This window comes from Devosia sp. 1566, assembly GCF_004005995.1.
Taxonomy (GTDB): domain Bacteria; phylum Pseudomonadota; class Alphaproteobacteria; order Rhizobiales; family Devosiaceae; genus Devosia.
Genome location: NZ_CP034767.1, coordinates 99,892 through 120,606 on the forward strand (window position 1 = coordinate 99,892; position 20,715 = coordinate 120,606).

General features: G+C 60.0%; 19 protein-coding genes. 10 read left to right on the forward strand and 9 right to left on the reverse strand.

Annotated elements, in window-relative coordinates:
- Nucleotides 1–37: 37 nt before the first annotated feature.
- The 3 genes from ELX51_RS00420 to ELX51_RS00430 form a co-directional block, all read right to left on the reverse strand.
- Nucleotides 38–742 (reverse strand): DnaJ domain-containing protein, encoded by a 705-nt coding sequence (locus ELX51_RS00420; protein WP_127751658.1) that lies wholly within the window; start codon nucleotides 740–742, stop codon nucleotides 38–40.
- On the reverse strand, nucleotides 739–1,326 hold the full coding sequence (locus ELX51_RS00425) for a VWA domain-containing protein (RefSeq protein ID WP_127751659.1): 588 nt from the start codon (nucleotides 1,324–1,326) through the stop codon (nucleotides 739–741). Before ELX51_RS00425 ends, ELX51_RS00420 begins: the two co-directional genes overlap by 4 nt.
- 341 nt (nucleotides 1,327–1,667) lie before the next feature.
- Nucleotides 1,668–2,441 (reverse strand): class I SAM-dependent methyltransferase, encoded by a 774-nt coding sequence (locus ELX51_RS00430; RefSeq protein ID WP_127751660.1) that lies wholly within the window; start codon nucleotides 2,439–2,441, stop codon nucleotides 1,668–1,670.
- A 122-nt stretch (nucleotides 2,442–2,563) separates the two neighbouring features.
- Here ELX51_RS00430 and ELX51_RS00435 point away from each other — a divergent pair, with 122 nt between their 5' ends.
- From ELX51_RS00435 to ELX51_RS00480, 10 genes are all read left to right on the forward strand, one after another.
- Nucleotides 2,564–3,682, forward strand: coding sequence for an ABC transporter substrate-binding protein (locus ELX51_RS00435; RefSeq protein ID WP_248305303.1), 1,119 nt, complete (start codon nucleotides 2,564–2,566; stop codon nucleotides 3,680–3,682).
- 3 nt (nucleotides 3,683–3,685) lie between these two features.
- The gene (locus ELX51_RS00440) at nucleotides 3,686–4,762 is read left to right on the forward strand and encodes an iron ABC transporter permease (RefSeq protein ID WP_127751662.1); all 1,077 of its coding nucleotides are present in this window, start codon (nucleotides 3,686–3,688) and stop codon (nucleotides 4,760–4,762) included.
- Entirely contained in the window at nucleotides 4,756–5,511 is a 756-nt protein-coding gene (locus ELX51_RS00445) for an ABC transporter ATP-binding protein (protein WP_127751663.1), read from the forward strand. Before ELX51_RS00440 ends, ELX51_RS00445 begins: the two co-directional genes overlap by 7 nt.
- 288 nt (nucleotides 5,512–5,799) lie before the next feature.
- Complete coding sequence (locus tag ELX51_RS00450; protein WP_127751664.1) at nucleotides 5,800–6,069, forward strand: hypothetical protein; 270 nt, start codon at nucleotides 5,800–5,802, stop codon at nucleotides 6,067–6,069.
- A gap of 593 nt (nucleotides 6,070–6,662) precedes the next feature.
- Complete coding sequence (locus tag ELX51_RS00455) at nucleotides 6,663–7,709, forward strand: D-2-hydroxyacid dehydrogenase (protein WP_127751665.1); 1,047 nt, start codon at nucleotides 6,663–6,665, stop codon at nucleotides 7,707–7,709.
- A gap of 454 nt (nucleotides 7,710–8,163) precedes the next feature.
- Nucleotides 8,164–9,096 carry an ABC transporter ATP-binding protein gene (locus ELX51_RS00460; RefSeq protein ID WP_282567570.1) on the forward strand — a complete coding sequence of 311 codons (933 nt, stop codon included), beginning with the start codon at nucleotides 8,164–8,166 and terminating at the stop codon, nucleotides 9,094–9,096.
- A 35-nt stretch (nucleotides 9,097–9,131) separates the two neighbouring features.
- The gene (locus ELX51_RS00465; RefSeq protein ID WP_127755121.1) at nucleotides 9,132–10,121 is read left to right on the forward strand and encodes an oligopeptide/dipeptide ABC transporter ATP-binding protein; all 990 of its coding nucleotides are present in this window, start codon (nucleotides 9,132–9,134) and stop codon (nucleotides 10,119–10,121) included.
- Complete coding sequence (locus ELX51_RS00470; protein ID WP_206524676.1) at nucleotides 10,118–11,044, forward strand: ABC transporter permease; 927 nt, start codon at nucleotides 10,118–10,120, stop codon at nucleotides 11,042–11,044. Before ELX51_RS00465 ends, ELX51_RS00470 begins: the two co-directional genes overlap by 4 nt.
- Nucleotides 11,041–11,997 (forward strand): ABC transporter permease, encoded by a 957-nt coding sequence (locus tag ELX51_RS00475; RefSeq protein ID WP_127751667.1) that lies wholly within the window; start codon nucleotides 11,041–11,043, stop codon nucleotides 11,995–11,997. The genes ELX51_RS00470 and ELX51_RS00475 overlap by 4 nt, the downstream gene beginning before the upstream one ends.
- A 48-nt stretch (nucleotides 11,998–12,045) precedes the next feature.
- Nucleotides 12,046–13,614: an ABC transporter substrate-binding protein gene (locus ELX51_RS00480; RefSeq protein ID WP_127751668.1), complete on the forward strand. Its 1,569-nt coding sequence runs from the start codon at nucleotides 12,046–12,048 to the stop codon at nucleotides 13,612–13,614.
- Between the two features lie 322 nt (nucleotides 13,615–13,936).
- Here ELX51_RS00480 and ELX51_RS00485 read toward each other — a convergent pair whose 3' ends face one another.
- From ELX51_RS00485 to ELX51_RS00510, 6 genes are all read right to left on the reverse strand, one after another.
- A complete protein-coding gene (locus ELX51_RS00485) occupies nucleotides 13,937–14,722 on the reverse strand; it encodes an MBL fold metallo-hydrolase (RefSeq protein ID WP_164854682.1) in 786 nt (261 codons plus the stop codon).
- Nucleotides 14,723–14,858: 136 nt separating this feature from the next.
- On the reverse strand, nucleotides 14,859–15,638 hold the full coding sequence (locus ELX51_RS00490; protein ID WP_127751670.1) for an enoyl-CoA hydratase-related protein: 780 nt from the start codon (nucleotides 15,636–15,638) through the stop codon (nucleotides 14,859–14,861).
- 25 nt (nucleotides 15,639–15,663) lie between these two features.
- Nucleotides 15,664–16,092 (reverse strand): OB-fold domain-containing protein, encoded by a 429-nt coding sequence (locus ELX51_RS00495; RefSeq protein ID WP_127751671.1) that lies wholly within the window; start codon nucleotides 16,090–16,092, stop codon nucleotides 15,664–15,666.
- Nucleotides 16,085–17,227 carry a transporter gene (locus ELX51_RS00500; RefSeq protein WP_127751672.1) on the reverse strand — a complete coding sequence of 381 codons (1,143 nt, stop codon included), beginning with the start codon at nucleotides 17,225–17,227 and terminating at the stop codon, nucleotides 16,085–16,087. The genes ELX51_RS00495 and ELX51_RS00500 overlap by 8 nt, the downstream gene beginning before the upstream one ends.
- 27 nt (nucleotides 17,228–17,254) lie before the next feature.
- Nucleotides 17,255–19,393 (reverse strand): acetate--CoA ligase family protein, encoded by a 2,139-nt coding sequence (locus tag ELX51_RS00505; protein ID WP_127751673.1) that lies wholly within the window; start codon nucleotides 19,391–19,393, stop codon nucleotides 17,255–17,257.
- A gap of 78 nt (nucleotides 19,394–19,471) precedes the next feature.
- Entirely contained in the window at nucleotides 19,472–20,560 is a 1,089-nt protein-coding gene (locus tag ELX51_RS00510) for a LacI family DNA-binding transcriptional regulator (protein ID WP_164854683.1), read from the reverse strand.
- Between the last annotated feature and the right edge of the window lie 155 nt (nucleotides 20,561–20,715).

Consider the following 20,715-nt stretch of genomic DNA (forward strand, 5'->3'; position numbering starts at 1 on the left):
AGGAAGACGGCCAGGTGATCGCCGCAGACAGCCGGCCCTACTTGGCGTGCTTGAGTAGCAGGTCACGCGCCTGGTTGATCTTGGCTGCCAAATAGCTCGAGCCGCCATGGTCCGGATGCACCGCCTTCATCAACTCGCGATGAGCGGTGCGGATTTGCTCTTCGGTCGCGTCAGCCTCGAGACCCAGAATGGCGTAAGCTTCCTCCAGTGGATCGCGTTCAGGGGCAGCTTCCCCGGTTCCACCGCTGTCCTGTTGGGCGAAGTACTCGCGCCAGCCGCTGCGGTTGGCGTCAAGCCAGCTCTCCAGCAGGCTGAGGCTGTCGGCATCCCCCGCTACCTCGGCGAGAAGGGTGCGTGTGTCAGCCTCGCCGAGATCAAGCAGGTCCATCCCAGCGAACTCACCGTTAAGAATCCTGCCGGAAACGGCCCCGGTGTCGTGATCCAGCTCCATCGCGAAGCGGTAGCTGCGCACTTTGGAGATGTTGTGGGCTGGCCCGAGTGGTCCTTGGAGGGAAAAGGGGCCAAGCCGGCCTGTACGCAGCACTGCAAATGCCGCCGCCCCGACAAACAATGCAAGATCCAAGCGCCGGGCCACGAGCAAAAGGGTGGCGATTGCAACGCCCAGACCGCCCACCAGCCAGCGAAGTCCACGTCTGAGCAGTTGAGGATCGTATCTTTTGATCTGGTTGAAGATGGCCAGTGTGGCGAGCAGCGCCAGGCTGCCCAAAAGGATATAGGTCATGGACGCAGTTGCGAGAGCAGCGCTTGGGCCTGTGGACTGGCTTGCAGCCTCAGCATGTCGCTACCGCCCCTCGCGTAAGCTGCCACCGCCTTGAGCAGCGCTGCGAGCTCTTGGGGCGCCGACGAGTCGAAACGTGCATATGCGCCCTTGCTTAGTCGGGCAAACTCTCGGAAAGCCCGCTCCACCTGCGCATCCCGCCCCTCTTGAAAGATGAACAGGGGCAGACCGAGAAGGCCTAGTTGTCCGGCGGTCTCCGCCAGCTCGTCCACACTCTCCTCCACCGCGTCCCCCACATAGATCACGGCATTGATGCGGCGCCTGGCGTGCTCCGCACGGGCATGGGCGAAGGCCTTGGAGATCTGCGTCCGCCCTCCCTGGCACTGAATCCCGCTCATGAGCTTGGCCAGGCTGCCTCCATCGACCACCCATTTGCTGGCGCGGCATTCGCCAAAGCCGCGAAAGTAGAGCAGTTGGACCTGAAGTGCGCTGGCCCTCGGGATCGCCTCAAACATCTCCGCCTGCAGCGAACAGGCGAGATCCCAGGTTGGCTGGCGGCTGAGCGTCGCGTCGAGCGCGAAGAGCACACGTCCGTCATGGCGGGCGCTTGGCCTCGCTAACTCCCTCACGTTCCTGACGAATGCAGCAACCTCACCGCTCACTCCTGGTTGGAGAGCGGTGCCGTCGGCTTTACGCCCTGATGGGTCTTTTCCTGCCATTCTCCGAATATGTGTGTGTCAGAGAGCGCCCGCAAGTGCCGGACCGACTAGTCACGCCATCGTGGAAGGGCAGGATACTACCGAAGTTTCACCATACCCGCTGGAATGCCGTCCACCAAGCGGGGGTGTATCCCCGCCGGTGGAGGGCAAAGGCATAACCTTGGCTTAAACTGTAGCGCCGCTTTGGATCAGAAGAGCCGGAGCAAATATCACGGCTTGCGAACGCAGATCGCAAAGCGGTCCTGGGTAAGCCGCTCCAGCCCGCGCCAGAAGCTCATCTTCCGGGCTTGGGGCCAGTGAATGGCGATGAGCTGGCGGTCAATGACTGGATCGACAAAGCCGACTTTGAGCAGTTCGGCGACCACCGTTTCAGCGGGCATTTCGCCGGAGAAGTGGACATGTTCCCGGATGCGCTGCAGCCGCTCGGCCATGCCCGGAGCGAGGTTGCCGTGGCCGGGCTTGCCGCCGAAGCGTAGCCGGAGCCGGGTGACCCAGCTCTTGCGGCCCATATTGCCATCGACGATTAACAGCTTGCCGCCCGGCTTGAGCAGCTCGAACCACTCCTCGAAGGCGGCCGACGCATCGACCAGCGTCCAGACCAGGTGGCGATTGGTGATGACGTCGTAGCTGGCGCGCGGCTCCTGCGTATTTTCCGCGTCGCGCATGATGAAGCGAATATTGGAGCCGCGCTGGAGCGACTTGGCGCGCGCCTGGGCCAGCATGGCTTCGGACCAATCAGCACCGGTCACCGCAAAGCCCATGTCGTGCAGCAGGTGGGAAATAACGCCAGTGCCGCTCGCCAGATCGAGCGCCTTTCTTCCCGCGCCATCGCCCAGATGCTTGCGGATCAGCTGGTGCCAGCCGCGGCGCTCGGCTTCCGAGAAGATTTCATGCCCGACGCTCTGGTCAAAGGTCGCTGCCCGTTCGGACCAGAATTCCCGAATTTCATCGCGGATAGAATAGTTTGCGCCGAAGCCACTCATGTTCCTGCCTAACACCTTATAATTGCTCTAAAAGATAATTCTTGATCTAGGAGTTCATCTTTAATAGCTGACTCTGCGTATCAAGTTTTCCGAGAGACAGCAAAATGAAAATGTCGCGTCTAATGCTCGTGCCGGCGCTGGCCGTGTTGACGTCGTTCTCTCTGCCTGCGTGGGCCCAGGCGTTCACGATTACTGATGTCGCCGGGCGCGAAGTCGCCTTTGATGCGCCCGTCGAGCGGGTCATCCTGGGCGAAGGGCGCATGCTCTATTCGCTGGCCACGATCGAAACCGAGAACCCCTTCGCCAAGGTCGTGGGGTGGCGCAATGATCTGTGGACCACCGACCAGAAGTCCTTCGATGCTTATGCGGCCAAGTTCTCGGAGGCCAAGGACTTGCCGTTCCTGGGTAATCTGACCGATGGCACGCTGCAGACCGAAACCGTGGTGACGCTGGATCCAGACGTCCTGATCCTGCCCATCGGCAACAAGACCGCAGCCGACGAGGTCAAGCTCGAGGAGATGCTCGAGGGCATCGGGGTCAAGATCGTTTATGTCGACTTCCGCGAGCACATCATCGACAACACCGTGCCCAGCCTGCACATCCTGGGGCAGCTGTTTGGCAAGGAAGAGCGCGCCCAGGAAGTCGCCGACTTCTGGCAGACCGAAATGGACAAGATTGCGGCCGTGCTGGCGGCGAACAATCCCGAGCGGCCCGACGTTTTCATGTATCGCGCTGCCGGTTTGGTTGAATGCTGCGGCACCTTTGGTCCCGACAATTTCGGGCTCATGGTGGAGCTAGCGGGCGGCAACAATCTCGGTTCCGATTTCCTGCCCGGCTATACCGGCTCGATCAATCCCGAACAGGTCATCGCCTCGGACCCCGACATCATCGTGGTGACCGGCTCGGACTGGACCAATTCTCCCGATGCCACTGGCTTTGTCAGCGTCGGCCCGGGCACTGCCGATGATGCCGAAGCGAGCCGCGCGATCCTCGCGTCGCTGGTCGAGGCGCCGGCCTTTACCGGCTCCACGGCGGTCGCCGAGGGCAATGTGCACGCCATCTGGCACCAGTTCTATACGAGCCCCTACCAGTTCGTAGCGATTGCCGAGATGGCCAAGTGGTTCCACCCCGACCTTTTCGCCGATACCAATCCTGACGCCACCTTCAAGGCCTTCTATGATCGCTTCCTGCCCATTGCATACGAGCCGGGCTCCTGGCTGTCGCTCAAGGCCGACGAGTAAATCATGGCCGCCGCGGATAGCTCTCTGCTGACGGAAGCGGTGGCTGAAGGGCGCGGTGAATATCGCGCCCGCACCCGTCGCAAGTTGCTTATCTTGGGGGGGCTGAGCCTGGCGCTTTGCTTTTCCTTTGCGGTCGACCTCGCTTGGGGGCCGGCACGCTATGGTCTCGATCAGGTGGTGCTGGCGCTGTTCAATCCGGATGCGGTGTCGGCGCAAGTACGCACCGTGGTCTGGGACATCCGTATGCCCGTGGCTGTCATGGCGATCGTCGTCGGCGCAGCGCTATCGGTGGCCGGCGCACAGATGCAGACCATTCTCGCCAATCCGCTCGCCAGCCCGTTTACGCTGGGGATTTCGGCCGCGGCGAGCTTTGGCGCCGCACTGGGCATTGTCACGACCGTGCCACTCATCCCGGTTGCTGCCGGGCTGATCGTTCCGGTCAACGCCTTTGTCATGGCGCTGCTCGCCACGCTGTTCATCCATTTCGTGTCGCAAATGCGCGGCGTCACCGTGCAAACCGTGGTGCTGCTGGGCATCGCCCTCGTTTTCACCTTCAATGCGCTCCTTGCGTTTGTGCAATATTTGGCGTCCGAACAGGCGCTGTCGCAGGTGGTGTTCTGGACCATGGGCAGCCTGACCAAGGCGACCTGGCCCAAGATCTGGATCACGCTGGCCGTGTTGCTGGTGGCGCTGCCGCTGTTTGCCCGCAACGCCTGGGCCCTGACGGCCATCCGGCTGGGCGAAGACAAGGCGGCGAGCTTTGGCGTCAATGTGCGCTATATCCGGCTCGAGACCATGCTGATCATTTCGCTCCTGGCGTCGGTGCCGGTGAGCTTTGTCGGCACGATCGGCTTTGTTGGCCTCGTTGGTCCCCATATTGCCCGCATGATCCTGGGTGAGGATCAGCGCTTCTTCCTGCCGGGCTCGGTGCTCGCCGGAGCCTTGCTCTTGTCGGTCACCTCGATTGTCTCCAAGTCGATCATTCCCGGGGTCGTTTTCCCCATCGGCATCATCACCGCTTTGGTTGGCGTGCCGTTCTTTATTTCGCTGATCCTCTCCAATGTGAGGCGCTCATGGTAAGCCTTCAGCTCCGGGACCTGGGTGCGTCTTACGGCAAGAAGCTCACCATCGCTGCCGTCAGCACGCCCGAATTCCACTCCGGCGAAATCATTGCGGTGATTGGCCCCAACGCGGCGGGCAAGTCGACGCTGTTCAAGCGCATTGCCGGGCTCCTCAACGGGCCCGGCGAGGTCAGCCTTGCCCATACCAGCAAGGGCAAGAAGGCGATCAGCTATATGCCGCAGGACACGTCGGCCAATGCGGTGCTGACGGTCTACGAGTCGATCCTCTCGGCCCGCAAGCAAGGCAGCCGCTGGTCGGTGGACGATGCCGATCTGCGGTTCATCGACCAGGTGATGGCGGCTCTCAACATCAAGCCGATCGCCTTTCGCGACCTTGGGGCGCTCAGCGGCGGCCAACGGCAACTGGTATCCATCGCCCAGACCCTCGTGCGCGAGCCCGACGTGATGTTGATGGACGAGCCCACCAGCGCCTTGGATTTGCACCGGCAGGTGGAAGTGCTCAGCTTCATGCAGGCACAAGCCCGGCAAAAGGGCATGATCGTGTTGATCGCGATCCACGATCTCAACCAGGCGCTGCGCTTTGCCGACAAGGTCCTGCTGATCGCCGATGGCAAGATGCAGGCTTGCGGCTCGCCTCTCGACGTCATCAACGCCGACATGCTGCGCCGTGTCTATGGCGTGGATGCCCGCATCGAGAAGTGCTCGCGCCAGTTCGACCATGTCATTGTAGATGGCGTTGCCGCCTAACGGCCTGTTCCGTCGTTGAAGTTAGCTTACGCAGCAAAACAGACCCCTTGCTGGCAGCAGGCGCCCGTTCATGGCTGTGGTCATTAGGCCCAGCCCTCGAGCAATCCGCCGGTGTTCTCGTTGGACCTAATGCTGGACGACATTGGTCGGTGCCGAGGATGGCGAAACGGTCATGCCCTGGGTCAGTGCAGTCGAGACCAAGGCCACCCCAATGGCAGACCGACTCGAGGGATATCCGCAGACGGCACGAGGGTCTTGCATGCCGTGCGCCAGAGCGGCGGGCTCGTTATGGCGGTGAGCGACCAAGAGCTCGACGCAGCCAGAACAGCATTGTTACGGCACGACGGTCTGGACGCAGAAATCTCCGCCTGTGCGGGTGTGGCTTATCTGATGAGAAATCCCGGCGTGGCACGCTTAGGCACCGTTTGCTTGATCACTGCCTCAGGGTTCAAGCACACGTTCGCAGGTGAAGTGCCCTCGCCGAAATTCGACCTCGCGGCCGCTGAACGGGTCAGCACCTTTTTGTCCGCTGAGGGGATCAGCGGCACCTTGCTTTGACACCGAACATCGGCCCCTCTGAACCATGCTCTGGCTTTCCAAGCTCTGATGGCGTCAAGGCGCGCCGTTTCCGCCGTGCAGTGTACCGACCTGACATCTCGAAAGCAGGCGGTCCGCTATCTCGACGCGCGCGTCGTCCTTATGCTGGAGACGCCAGGCAATGCCGAGGCCCCTAAGTATCTGCTATCGACCGCCCGCCTACACAGCCGGCATCCCGCTCCGCCCCGGTGCATCCGCTCCTTGCGCGTCGGTTACCTCCGCAGGTATGGCGCACATAAGATACTTTGCACAAGCTTGGCATTCGAGTTGCGGGACAGGAAAGTCGCCTGATGATTGCTCATGTGCAAGTACAAGAAGGGTGTAAGACCTGGATTGGGAATTTAAAATCCACCTCTTCGTTGTGCGAAAGCACACTCATCGCAGTAGCCGCTGAGGTTCTTATTGGCTAACGATGGACGGACGCAATTACCGCGGCCGAGTTCCGGCACAAGCCGAGGTAACTTCCACCGCAGTAGGCAAGTGGCCCCAACGGCGAGACTTGCAGCGCGTCAAGGCGCTCGGCTCCGAGATAATCCTATGCGAACAAAGACCCCATGAACATCAAACATGCTCCCGACAAGCTTACCATCCTGATTGCTTCGCCATTGGAAGACCAGCATGTCGAGCGAATCAAGGCCTACGATCCGGCTCGATACGAGGTAATCCACCACCCTGATCTGCTCGCCAGACCACGCTATGTCGCTGACCATAATGGAGCGCCGAGGACGCTGAGCGAAGACGAGCGCGCTCGCTGGTCAGAACTGATGGCTCAGGCTCATATTCTGTTCGACTTTGATCGCCTAGATCCTAGCAATATGCCTGTCAACGCGCCCAACCTGCGCTGGGTGCAAGCGACTAGCGCTGGCATTGGAGAGTTCCTCCGCCGTACCGAGCTTGACCAAAGCAACATCATCTTCACCACGGCGTCAGGTGTACATGCTCGGCCCCTGGCGGAGTTCGCCTCGCTTGGGCTCCTCTACTTTTTCCGTGACGTGCCTTATCTCGATGTTCGGAAGCGTGAGCATCATTGGGAGCGCTACACCGTCCGGGGTTTAGAAGGGGCGCGCGCGTTGATCGTAGGGCTCGGCTCAGTTGGGCGGGAAATCGCCCGTGATTGCGCTCATTTCGGGGTGGAAGTCTGGGGTACTCGGCGCACAGGCGGCGCAGCACCAGAAGGGGTCAGTCGCATGATTGATCAAAAAGACATTCGGCAGGTCTTGCCCGATGTAGATGCTCTGGTCCTTGCCTGCCCATTAACGGAGGAAACACGCTTGCTGATCGACAAGCCCGAACTCGACGCTCTTAGACCAGGTGCCGTTATCGTCAATGTTGCCCGCGGCCAGGTGATCAACGAAGCTGCCATGTATGAGGGGCTCAGGTCAGGCCGCATCAAAGGCGCCGCCCTTGATGTGTTCGAGACCGAGCCGCTACCCAAGGAGAACCCGATGTGGGACCTTCCAAACGTGCTGATCTCCCCTCACTCGGCGAGCACGGTTGACGCCGAGAATAGTCGGATCGTGGACATCTTCATCGACAATCTGGGCCGTTTTGCTCGTGGGGAACCCCTGCGCAATGTTTATGAGCCAGAGCGCGGTTACTAAGACCGACATGATAGATGCGGAGTGGAGGGCCGGCGGCCTGTGCAGCCATGCCGCTGCCGGGGCCGCCGTTTGCTCATCCGCGTTCCGTTTTGCGTGAAGTCTGCGCTCTCCGCGAACCGAGGTAAGAAGTGTATAATACGGGTGCTTACTTGGTGAGCAGCTGTTTTTGTGAGTTGATTTCGGAGGCAGGTACGTATCTGCTGTTATTTGGGATGATGCTCCCGTCCGAGGTGAACACCGCAGGGTGAACAGAAGGGCTGGAGTATTCGGAAAGGCAGAACCATACCGGATGACTGACGCCTACACGCCTAGTGCACGAGTTGATGCTCGCAGCGGTCGGGCTATTAGCGCAACTTCTGCGAGTGCCCCCGATCTCAGATCTGCCGCCGCTCCCGGAGCGAAGGTCCTAGAAGTTCGAGGTCTTGAGACCAAGTTTTATACCGTCGATGGTGTGGTGAACGCCCTTAACGGCATCTCCTACACCGTCAACAAGGGCGAATGCCTGGCCATTGTGGGGGAAAGCGGCAGCGGCAAGACAGTTGGCGTGCTGTCAATTTTGCGTCTTATCCAATCGCCGCCTGGACGAATCGTCGGCGGCTCCATTCACTTCAATGGCGTCGACCTGCTTTCATTGGACGACCGCGCCATGCGTAATGTGCGCGGGCGCGAGATTTCGGTGATCTTCCAGGATCCCATGACATCGCTTAATCCGGTCATGCGGATTGGAGCCCAGATCACGGAAAGCATTCAGGCGCACGAGAATCTGACGCGCCGCCAAGCCCGCGCCAAGGCCGCAGATTTGCTGGGCATGGTGGGCATACCCACGCCGGCAAAGCGCCTCAATGACTATCCACACCAGTTCTCGGGGGGCATGCGCCAGCGCGTCATGATCGCCATGGCGCTGTCGTCCTCGCCTCAACTGATTATCGCCGACGAGCCAACCACGGCATTGGACGTGACCATCCAGGCGCAAATCGTGGAGTTGATCAAGAAACTGCAGGCGGAGTTGGGCACTGCGGTGATCTGGATTTCGCACGATCTTGGAGTTGTAGCCCGCCTGGCCGACAATGTTGCGGTTATGTATGCCGGTCATATCGTGGAAAAAGCGCCGGTGGACGAGCTTTATGCCCGTCCTGCTCATCCTTACACTATCGGGCTGCTGAATTCGCTGCCGCGGCTGGATGCGCGCGACAAGCGTAAGTTGCAGGCGATCGGTGGCTTGCCTCCCAATATGCTTGGCACCATCACCGGGTGCCCCTTTGTGCCGCGCTGCCCCCATGCGACCGAGATCTGCCGGGGAGAAATGCCGCCCTTGGCAGAAGTGGCACCTGGCCATCTGGCTGCCTGCTGGCATGATCGATTGCGGCATGGGGATACACGTCAGTGAGCGCCCAACCCCTTGTTCGCGTCAAAGACCTGAAGATGCATTTCCCGATCCGCGCCGGCGTCCTCAATCGCCAGATCGGGGCTGTAAAGGCTGTTGATGGCATTACCTTCGACATCCAAAAAGGCGAAACGCTGGGGCTTGTAGGGGAGAGCGGTTGCGGAAAGACCACTGCTGGCCGTGCAATCCTGCAGCTTTATCGTCCCACTGCTGGGGAAGTCCATTTCAAGGGCGCTGACTTGCTGAAGCAAGATTCCGGAAAGATCCGCCAGGCGCGCCGGCATATGCAGATGATCTTTCAGGATCCCTATGCTTCGCTCAATCCACATATGCGGGTAGGGGAGATCATCGCTCGGCCGCTGCGCGTGCATGGCCTGGTGAAGAATCCCCGGGAGGAAAAGGAGGTGGTTGCCGACCTGATGGCCAAGGTCGGGCTCAGGACTGCGTTTCGCGACCGCTTCCCGCACGAGTTCTCGGGAGGGCAGCGTCAGCGCATCGGCATCGCCAGGGCATTGGCAACTTCCCCCGACTTCATTGTTTGCGATGAGCCGATTTCCGCTCTCGATGTCAGCATCCAGGCGCAGATCATCAACCTGCTTGAGCAGTTGCGCGAGGAATTGGGGCTGACTTACCTCTTCATCGCCCATGACTTGAGCATGGTGCGGTACATCTCCACTCGCGTCGGGGTCATGTATCTGGGCAAGATGATGGAGCTAACCGAGAGCGACGAACTCTATCAGCATCCGCTACACCCCTATACCAAGGCGTTGCTGTCGGCCATTCCCATCCCCGATCCGCCGCTGGAACGGCAGCGTCAACGCATACTGCTGCAAGGTGATCTTCCCAGCCCTGCCAATCCTCCCACAGGCTGTCAGTTCAGCACGCGCTGCCCCTTTGCGACCGATCACTGTCGCGCTGTCGAGCCGGGGTTCCGGGAAGCCGCTCCTCGTCACTGGGTTGCATGTCATTACGCCGAGACCCTGGATGGGGTATCTCCGGGTCAGCAACAAGGCGTCCCCCGGCAGTGAGTTACGTTATCCGCCGCCTGCTGCAGTCTCTAATCGTCGTCGTCGGAGTGAGCGTAGTTGCGTTTGGCATGCTGTTTGTCACCGGGGACCCCACCGAGGTGATCCTGGGCGAAGCGACTGATCGAATGACCGTGGAGCAGATCCAGGAGTATCGGGTCAAGATGGGGTTCGACCGCCCTTGGTTTGTTCAATATGGCAGCTTTGTCTGGAACGCGCTGCATGGAGACTTTGGCTACTCCTTTGTTCGCCATCAGCCTGCGTTTCAGGTGATCATGGACAAGTTGCCCGCTACGGTGACCCTCGCGGCGGTGGCTTTTGTACTATCGCTGCTGATTTCCATACCACTTGGCGTCTTGTCTGCAATTAAGGCCCACAAGCCCCTGGACCATGTCGCCACCTTTTTCGCCTTAGCGGGCCAATCCATCCCCAGCTTCTGGCTCGGCATTCTGCTGATCCTGTTGTTTGGGGTACAGCTGAAATGGCTGCCGATCTCCGGTAGCGGCACCTGGGCGCATATGGTCATGCCAGCCCTTACGCTGGCTGCCTTTCCCATCGCTCGCAATATGCGGCTGACGCGCTCGTCCATGCTGGACTTTATGCAGCGCGACTTTACGCGCACCGCCCGGGCCAAGGGCATCTCCGAAAACCGCGTTGTTTATGCCCATGTGCTCCGCAATGCGCTTCTGCCGATCGTCACCGCCATAGGGCTGGAACTTGGCTTCCTGCTTGGTGGCTCGGTGATCACGGAAACCATCTTCGGCTGGCCGGGCGTTGGTCGCGAGATCGTTTCGGCTATTGGCTCGAAGGACTTCTATGTCGTGCAGGCCGGCGTGATCATGCTGGCCCTGATCTTCGCAGGCGTGAACCTGCTCATCGATCTGGCTTATTCCTGGATCGATCCGCGCATCCGGTATGGCTCATGACCTTGATCCAACAGCCTCCTAAGGGCGATGCCTTGATCCCAGCCGAGCAGGAGGTTCTGGCGTTGTCTGCCGCCTCAGAGGCAAATCCCGCCTCGAAAAGTCAGTTCCTGCCGCGCTTGTTGCGCAGCAAGGCAGCCTTGGTGAGTGTTTTCATTCTCCTGCTCGTCATTCTTGCCGCCCTCACTGCACAGTGGCTGGCGCCCAGCGACCCCTATGCCATCAAGGTTATCCAGCGACTGAAGCCCCCCGGCTACCAGAACAGCGCTGGCGTAACCTTCTGGCTTGGCACCGACACACTTGGACGTGACGTGTTGAGCCGCATCATCTACGGCGCGCGCGTCTCATTGACGGTCGGGATATCCGCCGTCGTGATCTCAGGGACGGTGGGCCTGCTCGTCGGGCTCTTGTCCGGCTACTTTGGCGGGGTCGTGGACGACGTCTTCATGCGCATTTGCGATATCCAACTGTCATTCCCCACAATCCTGCTGGCTTTGACCATAATGGCCGTCCTCGGCAGCGGGCTCGATAAACTCATACTGGTGCTGGGGTTGACCGGCTGGGTGCAGTACGCCCGCATCGTGCGCAGCCAGGTGCTGTCGATCAAGAACGATGAGTTCGTGCTGGCCGCGCGTGCGACTGGGGAGCGCCAATGGCGCGTTCTGTTCCAGCATATCCTGCCCAACATCTGGAGCCCGATTATCGTCATCGCCAGTTTCACGGTCGCCAGCAATATCGTGGCGGAGGCGTCGTTGAGTTTCTTGGGCGTCGGCGTGCCGCCAAGCGTGCCGAGTTGGGGCACCATCCTGGCGGATGGGCGCCAGTATATCGGGGTGGCAGACTGGCTGACGATCCCAGCCGGCCTGGCGATCTCGCTAACGGTCCTGGCTATCAACATCATCGGAGACTGGCTGCGGGATTACCTTGATCCGCGCCTGAAGAACATTCTCCAATAAATTCGTCAAAGCGTGACATGCACGCCATCGCAGCTGAAGGGGAGTAGAATGAAACCACACGGTCTTTTACGAACGGCGCTCCTTGCGCTCAGCCTGAGTTTAGGTGCTGTTGCATCTTCTCCGGTGATGGCCCAGAGCAGGCCGGTTATCTTCCTTGAACGCGCCGAGCCGGTCAGTCTCGATCCGATGTTCACGCAGGCTGACGCCAATGTCATCCTGTCGATCCATGAAACACTGTTCCGCCTCGACAACGCAGGCGAGGTGGTACCGGCGATCGCCGAGTCGATTACCATGATCGATCCCTTGGACTGGGAGATCAAGATCCGCCCCAACTTGGTGTTCCATAATGGCGAGCCGATCAACGCCGATGCGGCCGTGTTCACATTCGACCGCGCCAAGAGATTATTCGAAGCCGGGGAAGGCGACCTGACCTTCGCGCTCGGGGCGCTGAAATACGACCACATGGAAAAGGTTGATGACCTAACGGTAAAGCTCGTGATGACCGCGCCTGATCCGATCATCACCTCGCATATGGTCAATCCTGAACTTTCGCTTCTGCCACCTAAATACTACTCCGAGCATACGCCTGAACAGGTTGCATTTGCCCCAGTGGGTGCGGGTGGCTACCAGTTCGTATCCTACCGACCCGGTGAGGGTCTGGTGCTCAAGGCTTTCGAAAAGTACCGGTTGGGCAAGCCGCCAGTAGACGACGTTGTGATCAGGGCCGTGCCCGAAGTTGCAACCCGCATCAGTGAGATGAAGGCTGGGTCTGCCGATTTGATGGTGGGGGTCCCGGCGGACCTCAAAGCAGACCTCGAGAGTTCAGGGGTAAATGTCGTCGTTGCCGCGAGCTATCGCCGCCTGTTTGTAGCCATCAAGCAGGGCCGCCACCCCGCACTCGCCGACGTCAAAGTGCGTCAAGCGATGAACTATGCCATCAACTGCGAGGAAATGGCGGACGCTCTGCTTGGCGGAATGGCGGAGTGTTCCATAGATCTGGTCAATCCGCCCCATCAAGATCCCAACCTAAAGCCTTATGCCTATGATCCGGAGAAGGCCGAGCAGCTCTTGGACGAAGCTGGCTGGGTGGTCGGCAGCGAGGGTGTTCGCGAAAAGGACGGAGTACGGCTGTCGCTCAATTTCGACACCACAAACGGCTCCTATCTGATGGACAGCGACATGGCGCAGGTCATGGCGGAGTACTGGAAGGAAGTGGGAATCGAAATTGCTGACCTGCGGGTGATTGATGCCTCGGTCAGCTCCCAAATGCGGGCGCAGCAAGGTGCCGGTTACCGCGACCTGATGAACAGCTCGTCTGGTCCCGATTACACATGTCAGGGCGATCTGCTTCTGGTGCAAAAAGATTCCGGCTCGAACCGTATGAGCTGGGTGGACGACAAGTTCGAAGCAATGTTTGTAGCCTTCAACCAGGAGTTTGATCAGTCCAAGTGGACCGAGATGTGCAACGCGGCCCAAGCATATGTCGCTGAGAAGGCCCCTGTGGTGTGGTTGTTTACCGAGCCCACCTTGTACGGCACCTCTCCACGGCTCCAGTACGAACCGCGCCGTGACGGTCGAGTCTACCTGAACCTGGTGCTTAAGGGCGTCACTGAGTAGTTAGGCGAGCGATCAGCAGCCTGGATCTGCAAGATTCAGGCCGTTTCTGTTTCTAACTGGCAGCAGAGGTGCTCTCCCCGTCCGGAAATGATGGTGAGGTCGGCAACGGCTTTGACGACCTGCTGAAAGGCAACTGTCGGGCACCTCGGCTCTTAAAGCTGCCGGTCAGCTAACGGCCCCGTTTCAGACATTCAGCATGACCGACCAACGGCAAGAATGGGGCCGGCAGCGGTCTGTCCGCTATTGGGCAAGTCTTATTGAAGCTGCCATTGATCTCGGTCTAGTGGGCTGCATTTGTCATGTTTAACGATACAAATTATCCCTAGATTGCGGCGCTCTCCACAGAAACCCAGGTCTCTCCGCCGTCAGTAGTGGCCACGCGGCCTTCATCAGCCAGCTTGAGCAAATGAGCGTGTACCATCCGGCGGGCGGCGCCGCGCAAAGTAGGCGCAGTGTGGGAATAGTGACTTTCCAGCAAGGCAGTGATGGTGACGGGCTTGGACAGTTGGTCTGCTATCTCGGCCTCCCTCCTCATTCTGCGCGCCAAAAGCTCCCAAGCTCTCTCCTGCGGGGTTTCCACCGGCGGGCCATGGCCGGGAAGATACCTGATATCGCTACGGCTAAGCAGGCGCCTGAGGCTTTGGAAATAATGCGCCATGCGCCCGTTCGGTGGCGAGACCACCGTGCTTGCCCAGCCCATCACTAGGTCGCCGGTAAAAAGCACTCCGTCTCCGTAGGAGAGGCAAAGATGGTCGGGGCTGTGACCGGGCGTATGAATGGCTGTGAGCGACCCGATCGTTTCACCTTCTCCTAAGACCTTATCGAGAGCAAAAGGGGCGAGGTTGGGCGCATAGCCCCAGATGTCAGACCCGGTTGAGGCGGCAAGTGCGGGGGCGAGGGTGCAATGATCTGGATGGCCATGCGTCAGCAGGATACGAATAATGTTTCCGTGTGTCAGTTGGAGGATGCGTGAAAGGTGCTCGTCGCTCTCTGGCCCGGGATCGATCACCACGATCCCCTCCGCCTCCTGCACCAGATACGTGTTCGTGCCGTCGGCGGTTCCCGGACCAGGATTGGGTGCTGTAAGGCGCAGCACCCCCTTGGCCATGCTGGCTGCCTGAAAAGAGGTGAGGTCTACGCCATCCCAGTTGGCTGATGTCTCAAAACCTTGAACTATGGCGGCCAACTTCCACTGTGCACGTGAGAGGAGCCGGCAATGCATAGCTTTCGCCTTGCGTCATCGCTTAACGGTTTTTCCATACGGGTTTCCGCTTCTCGGCAAAGGCCCTGGGCCCTTCAATGAAGTCTTCAGTGCTGGTCAGAGTGGCGTGGATTGGGTAAGTCGTGCGGATGGCGTCCTCCAGGGTGGGCTTATCCAGCGATGCAAAGACTGCCTCCTTGGCGGCGCGGACAGCTACGGGTGCTTGTTCCAAAATCAGGTTTGCCCATTTCAGAGCCGCGTCTAGCGCTTGGCCGGCGGGCACGACCTCATTGACGAAACCGAGCCGGCGCCCCTCTTCGGCCGGCACGCGGCGTCCCGTCAGTACAATGCCGAGCGCTTCCTTCTCAGGGATGATGCGGGGCAGCCTTTGTACCCCGCCACCTGAGGCGATCATTCCGACTTTACCTTCAGGCAGGCCAAAATAGGCATTCTCCGTGGCGATGATGAGATCGCAGGCCAAGGCCAGTTCGAACCCTCCGCCAAGGGCCAGTCCGTTGACCGCAGCAATCACCGGCTTTGCCAGATCGAAGCGCATGGCGAGACCTCCGAAGCCGGTATGGGGTCTCGGACCTCTCTTGCCCGCCGCCTGCGCCTTTAGGTCGTTGCCCGCGGAAAAGGCACGGTCGCCCGCGCCCGTGATGATGCCGACCCAAAGGTCGTCGTGCGCTGCGAAGTCGTTCCAAACCGCTTCGAGCTCATGACTGGCTTCCCGATTGAGCGCATTCATCACTTCGGGTCGGTTGATCGTGACAATGCGGATATGACCCCGATCCTCGATCGTGCTGTAAACCAAGCCGTCCATAGTCAATCCTCGTTTTAGCGCCCTCTCAGGCGCTTCTTGGTGCCCAGTGAATAAGGGTCAGTTCCCGGTTGGGCCCGGCCGACACGAAGTGGCCCTCTAGTGGCATGCCGATTGCCAACTGCGACGGTTCGACGCCGATCACGTTGCCGATCACTCGTATATTTGCTGGGGCATCGAGGGCGACGAACCCCACGGTGTAAGGCGTTGACGAAAACCCCTTCGCGGTGGCGCGGCCCACTGTAGTATAGGTGTAGAGGGTCCCGCGGGGCATGACGTCCACCCATGCGACGTCTGTCGACCGACAGCTTCTGCAGGTAAGGCGCGGCGGCCAGCGGTGTGTACCGCAGGCTTCGCACTGCTGAACCATCAGCTTGTTCCCGCGTGTCCCTTCCCAGAACGGGGCGAAGTTCTGATCGGCCAGGTCGGGAACGGGAATTTGGTCGAGATCAAACATTTCGTGCTCCCAGAACGGCAAAGCTGCCGTCGCCTAACTGTCCCCATCCGGTTACCGCGATCAGCCGGGCATCCTGGACCTGACGCGTTCCGCATTCACCGCGGAGCTGGCGTACGGCTTCTATGATATGGTTCAGGCCCGCTTGGTGGGCTTCAGACAACATGCCGCCATGGGTATTGATCGGCAGTTTGCCCCCCAGACGAATGCCCCCATCCGCGATCAGCGCCGCAGCCTCGCCATGTCCAGCAAAGCCGGCTTCTTCTATCTGGTGCAGCACCTCAAACGTGAAGCAGTCATAGATCATCGCCGCATCCATATCCTGCGGTCCGACACCGAGGTCGTTCCAGACGTCGTTGGCCGCCTGGGTGAGACCTATGTCGAGAAAGGGTTCGCGGTTTGAAGTGTCATCCGGTGACGCGCCTTGCGCCTCGGCGACCGACAGGATTTGCACGTCGCGGCTATCGGTCCGGGCGGAAACGACGACCGCGCTGGCGCCGTCTGTTTCAAGGCAGCAGTCGAACAGCGTGTAGGGATCGGCAATCAACCTGCCTGCCAGATAGTCCTCCATCGTCAGTTCCCGCCCATACATCTGCGCGTCCGGATTAAGGTTTGCATGGGCCCGAGCGGCTAACGCGATTTCTCCTAACGTGCGGCGGTCGAGACCGTATTCGTGCTTGTAGCGCTGACACAAAACCGCATAGCGCTGAGCCGGGGTATTCATGCCGTAGACATGTTCGAGCTGGCGGCGGAACGACTGCCCAGGCAGAAACGAGGGGCGCTCGGCCTTGCGTGCGCCGGAACTGCCTTTAAGCCCGCGAAACAGCAGCACATGCTTTGCTGCGCCGCTCATGACCGCCATCGAGGCGACCCGCAAGGCCGAGACGGCGCTGCATCCGCCCATGTCCACCGTCACCCGGAAGCGTGGGTTTATGCCCAATTCGGCCTGGATTACGTCGTCGCCGATGTGACCAGGATAGGGGATGATGCCGTCTATCTGTTCGGGATCGATTTCCGCATCCGCCGCCGCGGCGAGGACAGCATCGATCGCGAGCCTTTCGGCCGAACGATCCGCCTTCTTGCTATACCGGGTATTTCCCACCCCGGTGATCGAGGCCTTCGTGTTTCCGCCCAGCAACTGATGTCCTCCTTGTTGCGGCCTAATTCAATTCCAGACAGCGCGCGCATCCACGATCGAGATCTGTCCGCCCGACACCATGACCGGATTGAGATCGACTTCCTGGAGCGCTTCGTCCTTATTTTGTGCCCATTGGGCAAAATCGGCGAGGAAGGCAACGAACGCCTCGCGATCAGCCGCAGGATGGCCGCGATACCCATCCAGAAGCATGTTCAACCGAGTGTTTCGCGACAGCAGGTCGCGCAGTACCGCTGGGGTGGTCGGCAGTATGGTGGCGGCGACTTCGCTGTGGAGTTCGGCCAGCGTTCCGCCAAGACCCACTACCAGCACCGGACCGAAAGATGGATCGCGCTTGATGCCCACCAGAATTTCGACGCCGTGCTCCATTTTCTGGACCAGAACCGACGCCCTGGTCAGGTTTTTTCGGGTAGCGATTGTCTGAAACGTATCCACAGCGGCGCGAACCGCCTGGGCGTCTTTGAGCCCAACGGCGACTCCGCCATCATCGGATTTGTGATTGAGATCGGTCGAGCTCAGTTTGACTACCACAGGGTAGCCGATCGTCTCGGCGCAAGTGACGACAGCATCGGCGTCGAGGCTATCAACCACTTCGAAGGCCGCACAGGGCAGACCGGCTTGACGCAGGTGCAACAGCGCCTCGGTGACCGTCCAGAGGGAGGATGCTGAGATAGGCCCTGTGTTCTCCGGAGCCGCTGGCGCATCTGACAGCAATTGTATCAGGTCTTTTGACTGCGCCAGGTTGGCCTGACCTTGGGCGAACTTGGCACAAGCCTCTGCGGCCCGGACGGCAAGAGGTAGATCAGGGAAAGCCGAAATTCCGGCCTCGTCGAAAATACTTTGTACCGCATCCGACATGCCTACCCAGGCAACAAAGACGTCCTGGGTGATCGCTTCGGCAGCTGCAACGATGGCTGCTGCAACGGCGTCGGCAAAGACCCCACCGGCACCCATCGAGACAAAGATGGTGTCGACATCGGCGTGTCGTGCGATGGTGGTCATGGCACGCTTCATCTTCTCTGGATCTCGCCACACGCCCCCAAGATCGGCAGGATTGTGGACGCCGGTCTGACCGGTTACTTCCGCAAGAGCCGCCGCCGTCCGGTCCGAAAACTCCGGCAGTTCCCAACCGAAGGCGTAGATCTGATCAGCGCCTAGTGAGGCAGCGCCGCCCGAGACCGAGAGCATCGCCGCTCGGCGCGCGCGTGGCAGGTTGTCACGACGGTGCGGCCGCTGCGAGAGCGCCCGGGCCGTCCCGAAAAACTCGACGAAGCTGTCCGTTTCGACAATGCCGGTCTCGTTAGCAAGCCCGCTGAAAACCTCGCGCGTGCCGGCCACCCGTCCCGTATGCGAAGCAACGGCTTCCCGGCCCTTGTCGGACTTGCCGACCTGCAGCATCGTCACCGGCTTTCCGGCCATTTTCGCAGCCAGGGCCGCACGCCGGAATGCCGAGCCATCCCCGACCCCTTCCAAGAAAAGCATGATCGAACTAACCTGCGGATCGTCGACCATGACTTGCATCAGCGCCTCAATGCCGGTGGCACTTTCGTCGCCCGTGCTGATCAGCCAGGAAAAACCGACGCTGGAGTCGCCGAACCACTGCAGCATGGCAGACAAGGTGGCGCCACTCTGGGAGAGGCAGGCGATCGTGCCGGGTGGTACCCGCCCGCCCACCGTGCCCGAGGCGAAGCTGCCGTTGAGGCTGAGCGTGCCATTCATTACGCCCATTGAATTAGGTCCAATGACCCGCAAGCCTGAGGATTGGGCCAGTTCCGTGATGCGATCGCGAAAGATGCGGCGCTCGTCTTCGCTGCCGCCCTCTGCAGTGACCACGACACAGGTGTCTACGCCCAGCTTGGCGGCTTCTTCGAGGGTAGGAATGACGAATTTGATCGGCGTGACGACAAAGACCAGATCAGGGGTCGTAGGCAGGTCGGACAGCGATCCGTAGACCGGCAGGTTGTGCAAAGTGCTGCCGGCCAGCCTGGGATTGATCGGGTAAATCTCGGCATTTGCGCCGCCCTCGACCAAATTTGCCAGCACCCTGGCCCCGTAATAGTTGCCCCCGTTGATGTCGGAGGCGCCGGCAACGGCGATTGCCTTTGGAACTGGAAGTCCAAGGCGGGGGGACGGCAAATTCGACGCCATTGCAGGTTTCCAAAGTTCTGAGACAACGTTGTCTGGCGGGTTTAATATTTCAGCAGGCGGGTGTCAATAAGGGGCGGGTCAGACTTTTGGCAGCTGGTCTTGGCTCGTCCGACCGGACCATTCATCCCCGCCACCACCGATTAAGGCAAACGACTCCCCGACAACCAGATCGTGCGGGATCACGGCGCCGGGCGCCTCTGCGGCTGCATCGTGGGAAGTGATGAAATCCAGCGCCGCCCTGCCGGCGAGGTCGAAATTCATTTCCACGGTGGTTAGGCGCGGGGTGCAGAGAGTTGCCAGCCGCGTATTGCCAAGCCCCATGACGGATATACGGCCGGGAATGTCGATGCCTTGGGCCCGGAGGTGATTTATTGCCCCGAACGCGATCGCATCGGAGCCGCAGATCAGGGCGCTGAAATCCGGGTTGCGCTCCAGCATTTCTGCGGCCCCCAGGGCTCCCGCCTCAGGCGTGGAATCGATATTGGCAATAGCGTAATCTACAGAGTAACCGGACAAGTAGCTGGTCATGGACTGCATGCGCAGCTTGGTCATTTCGTTTCGCGCCGGCCCCAGCAAGATGCCGATCTTGGTGTGACCATTCTCGACGATGAATCGAGCCTGGGTCAGCCCTACAGCCTCATTATCTGTTGAAAATACAGGCACTTCGATATTTCGCGGCATCAAAGAGACCACAGTGGTCCCAGCGCGTTTTAGTTCTTCGATCGTACCTGCCAGTGCCTGATGGTGGGTCCATTGGTCAAAGCCGCCACCGGCCATGATGATGCCGTCAACCCGGTACTCCAGTAGCTTGCGCAGATACTTGATCTCGAGCAGCGGGTCACGCTGCATGTTGCAGACGATGGCGAACGTTGAGTGGGCAGATTCGGCCCGTTCGGTCACGGTCTCGGCGATCATGCCGTAGTGGGCGTCAAGCATATCGCCGATGACTAGGCCGACGACGCCCTGTTTGCCGCCGCGCAGCCGCCGGGCCACGAGATTGGGCACGTAGCCGAGCGATTTCGCCGCTGCAGTGACGCTTTCCCTCAGCTTGTCGTCGACTGGATAGCCGGAATTGCGCAAGACGCGCGCAGCTGTGCTGAGCGACACTCCTGCGGACTTAGCCACGTCGACCAGCGTCGGATTTTTGGCATCTTTCTCTTCCGTCACGGGCGTTCCAATCCATCCAGTATGCATAAAGGCGGCATTTTTGCTGACGGTTTGACAGCGCTTTTCAGACTCGACACTCAACATATAGCCGTGAGAATGGGCATAGACAACGTTGTCCAGCTTCGCTAGTCTTTTTGTTGGGAGGAGCCCACGAT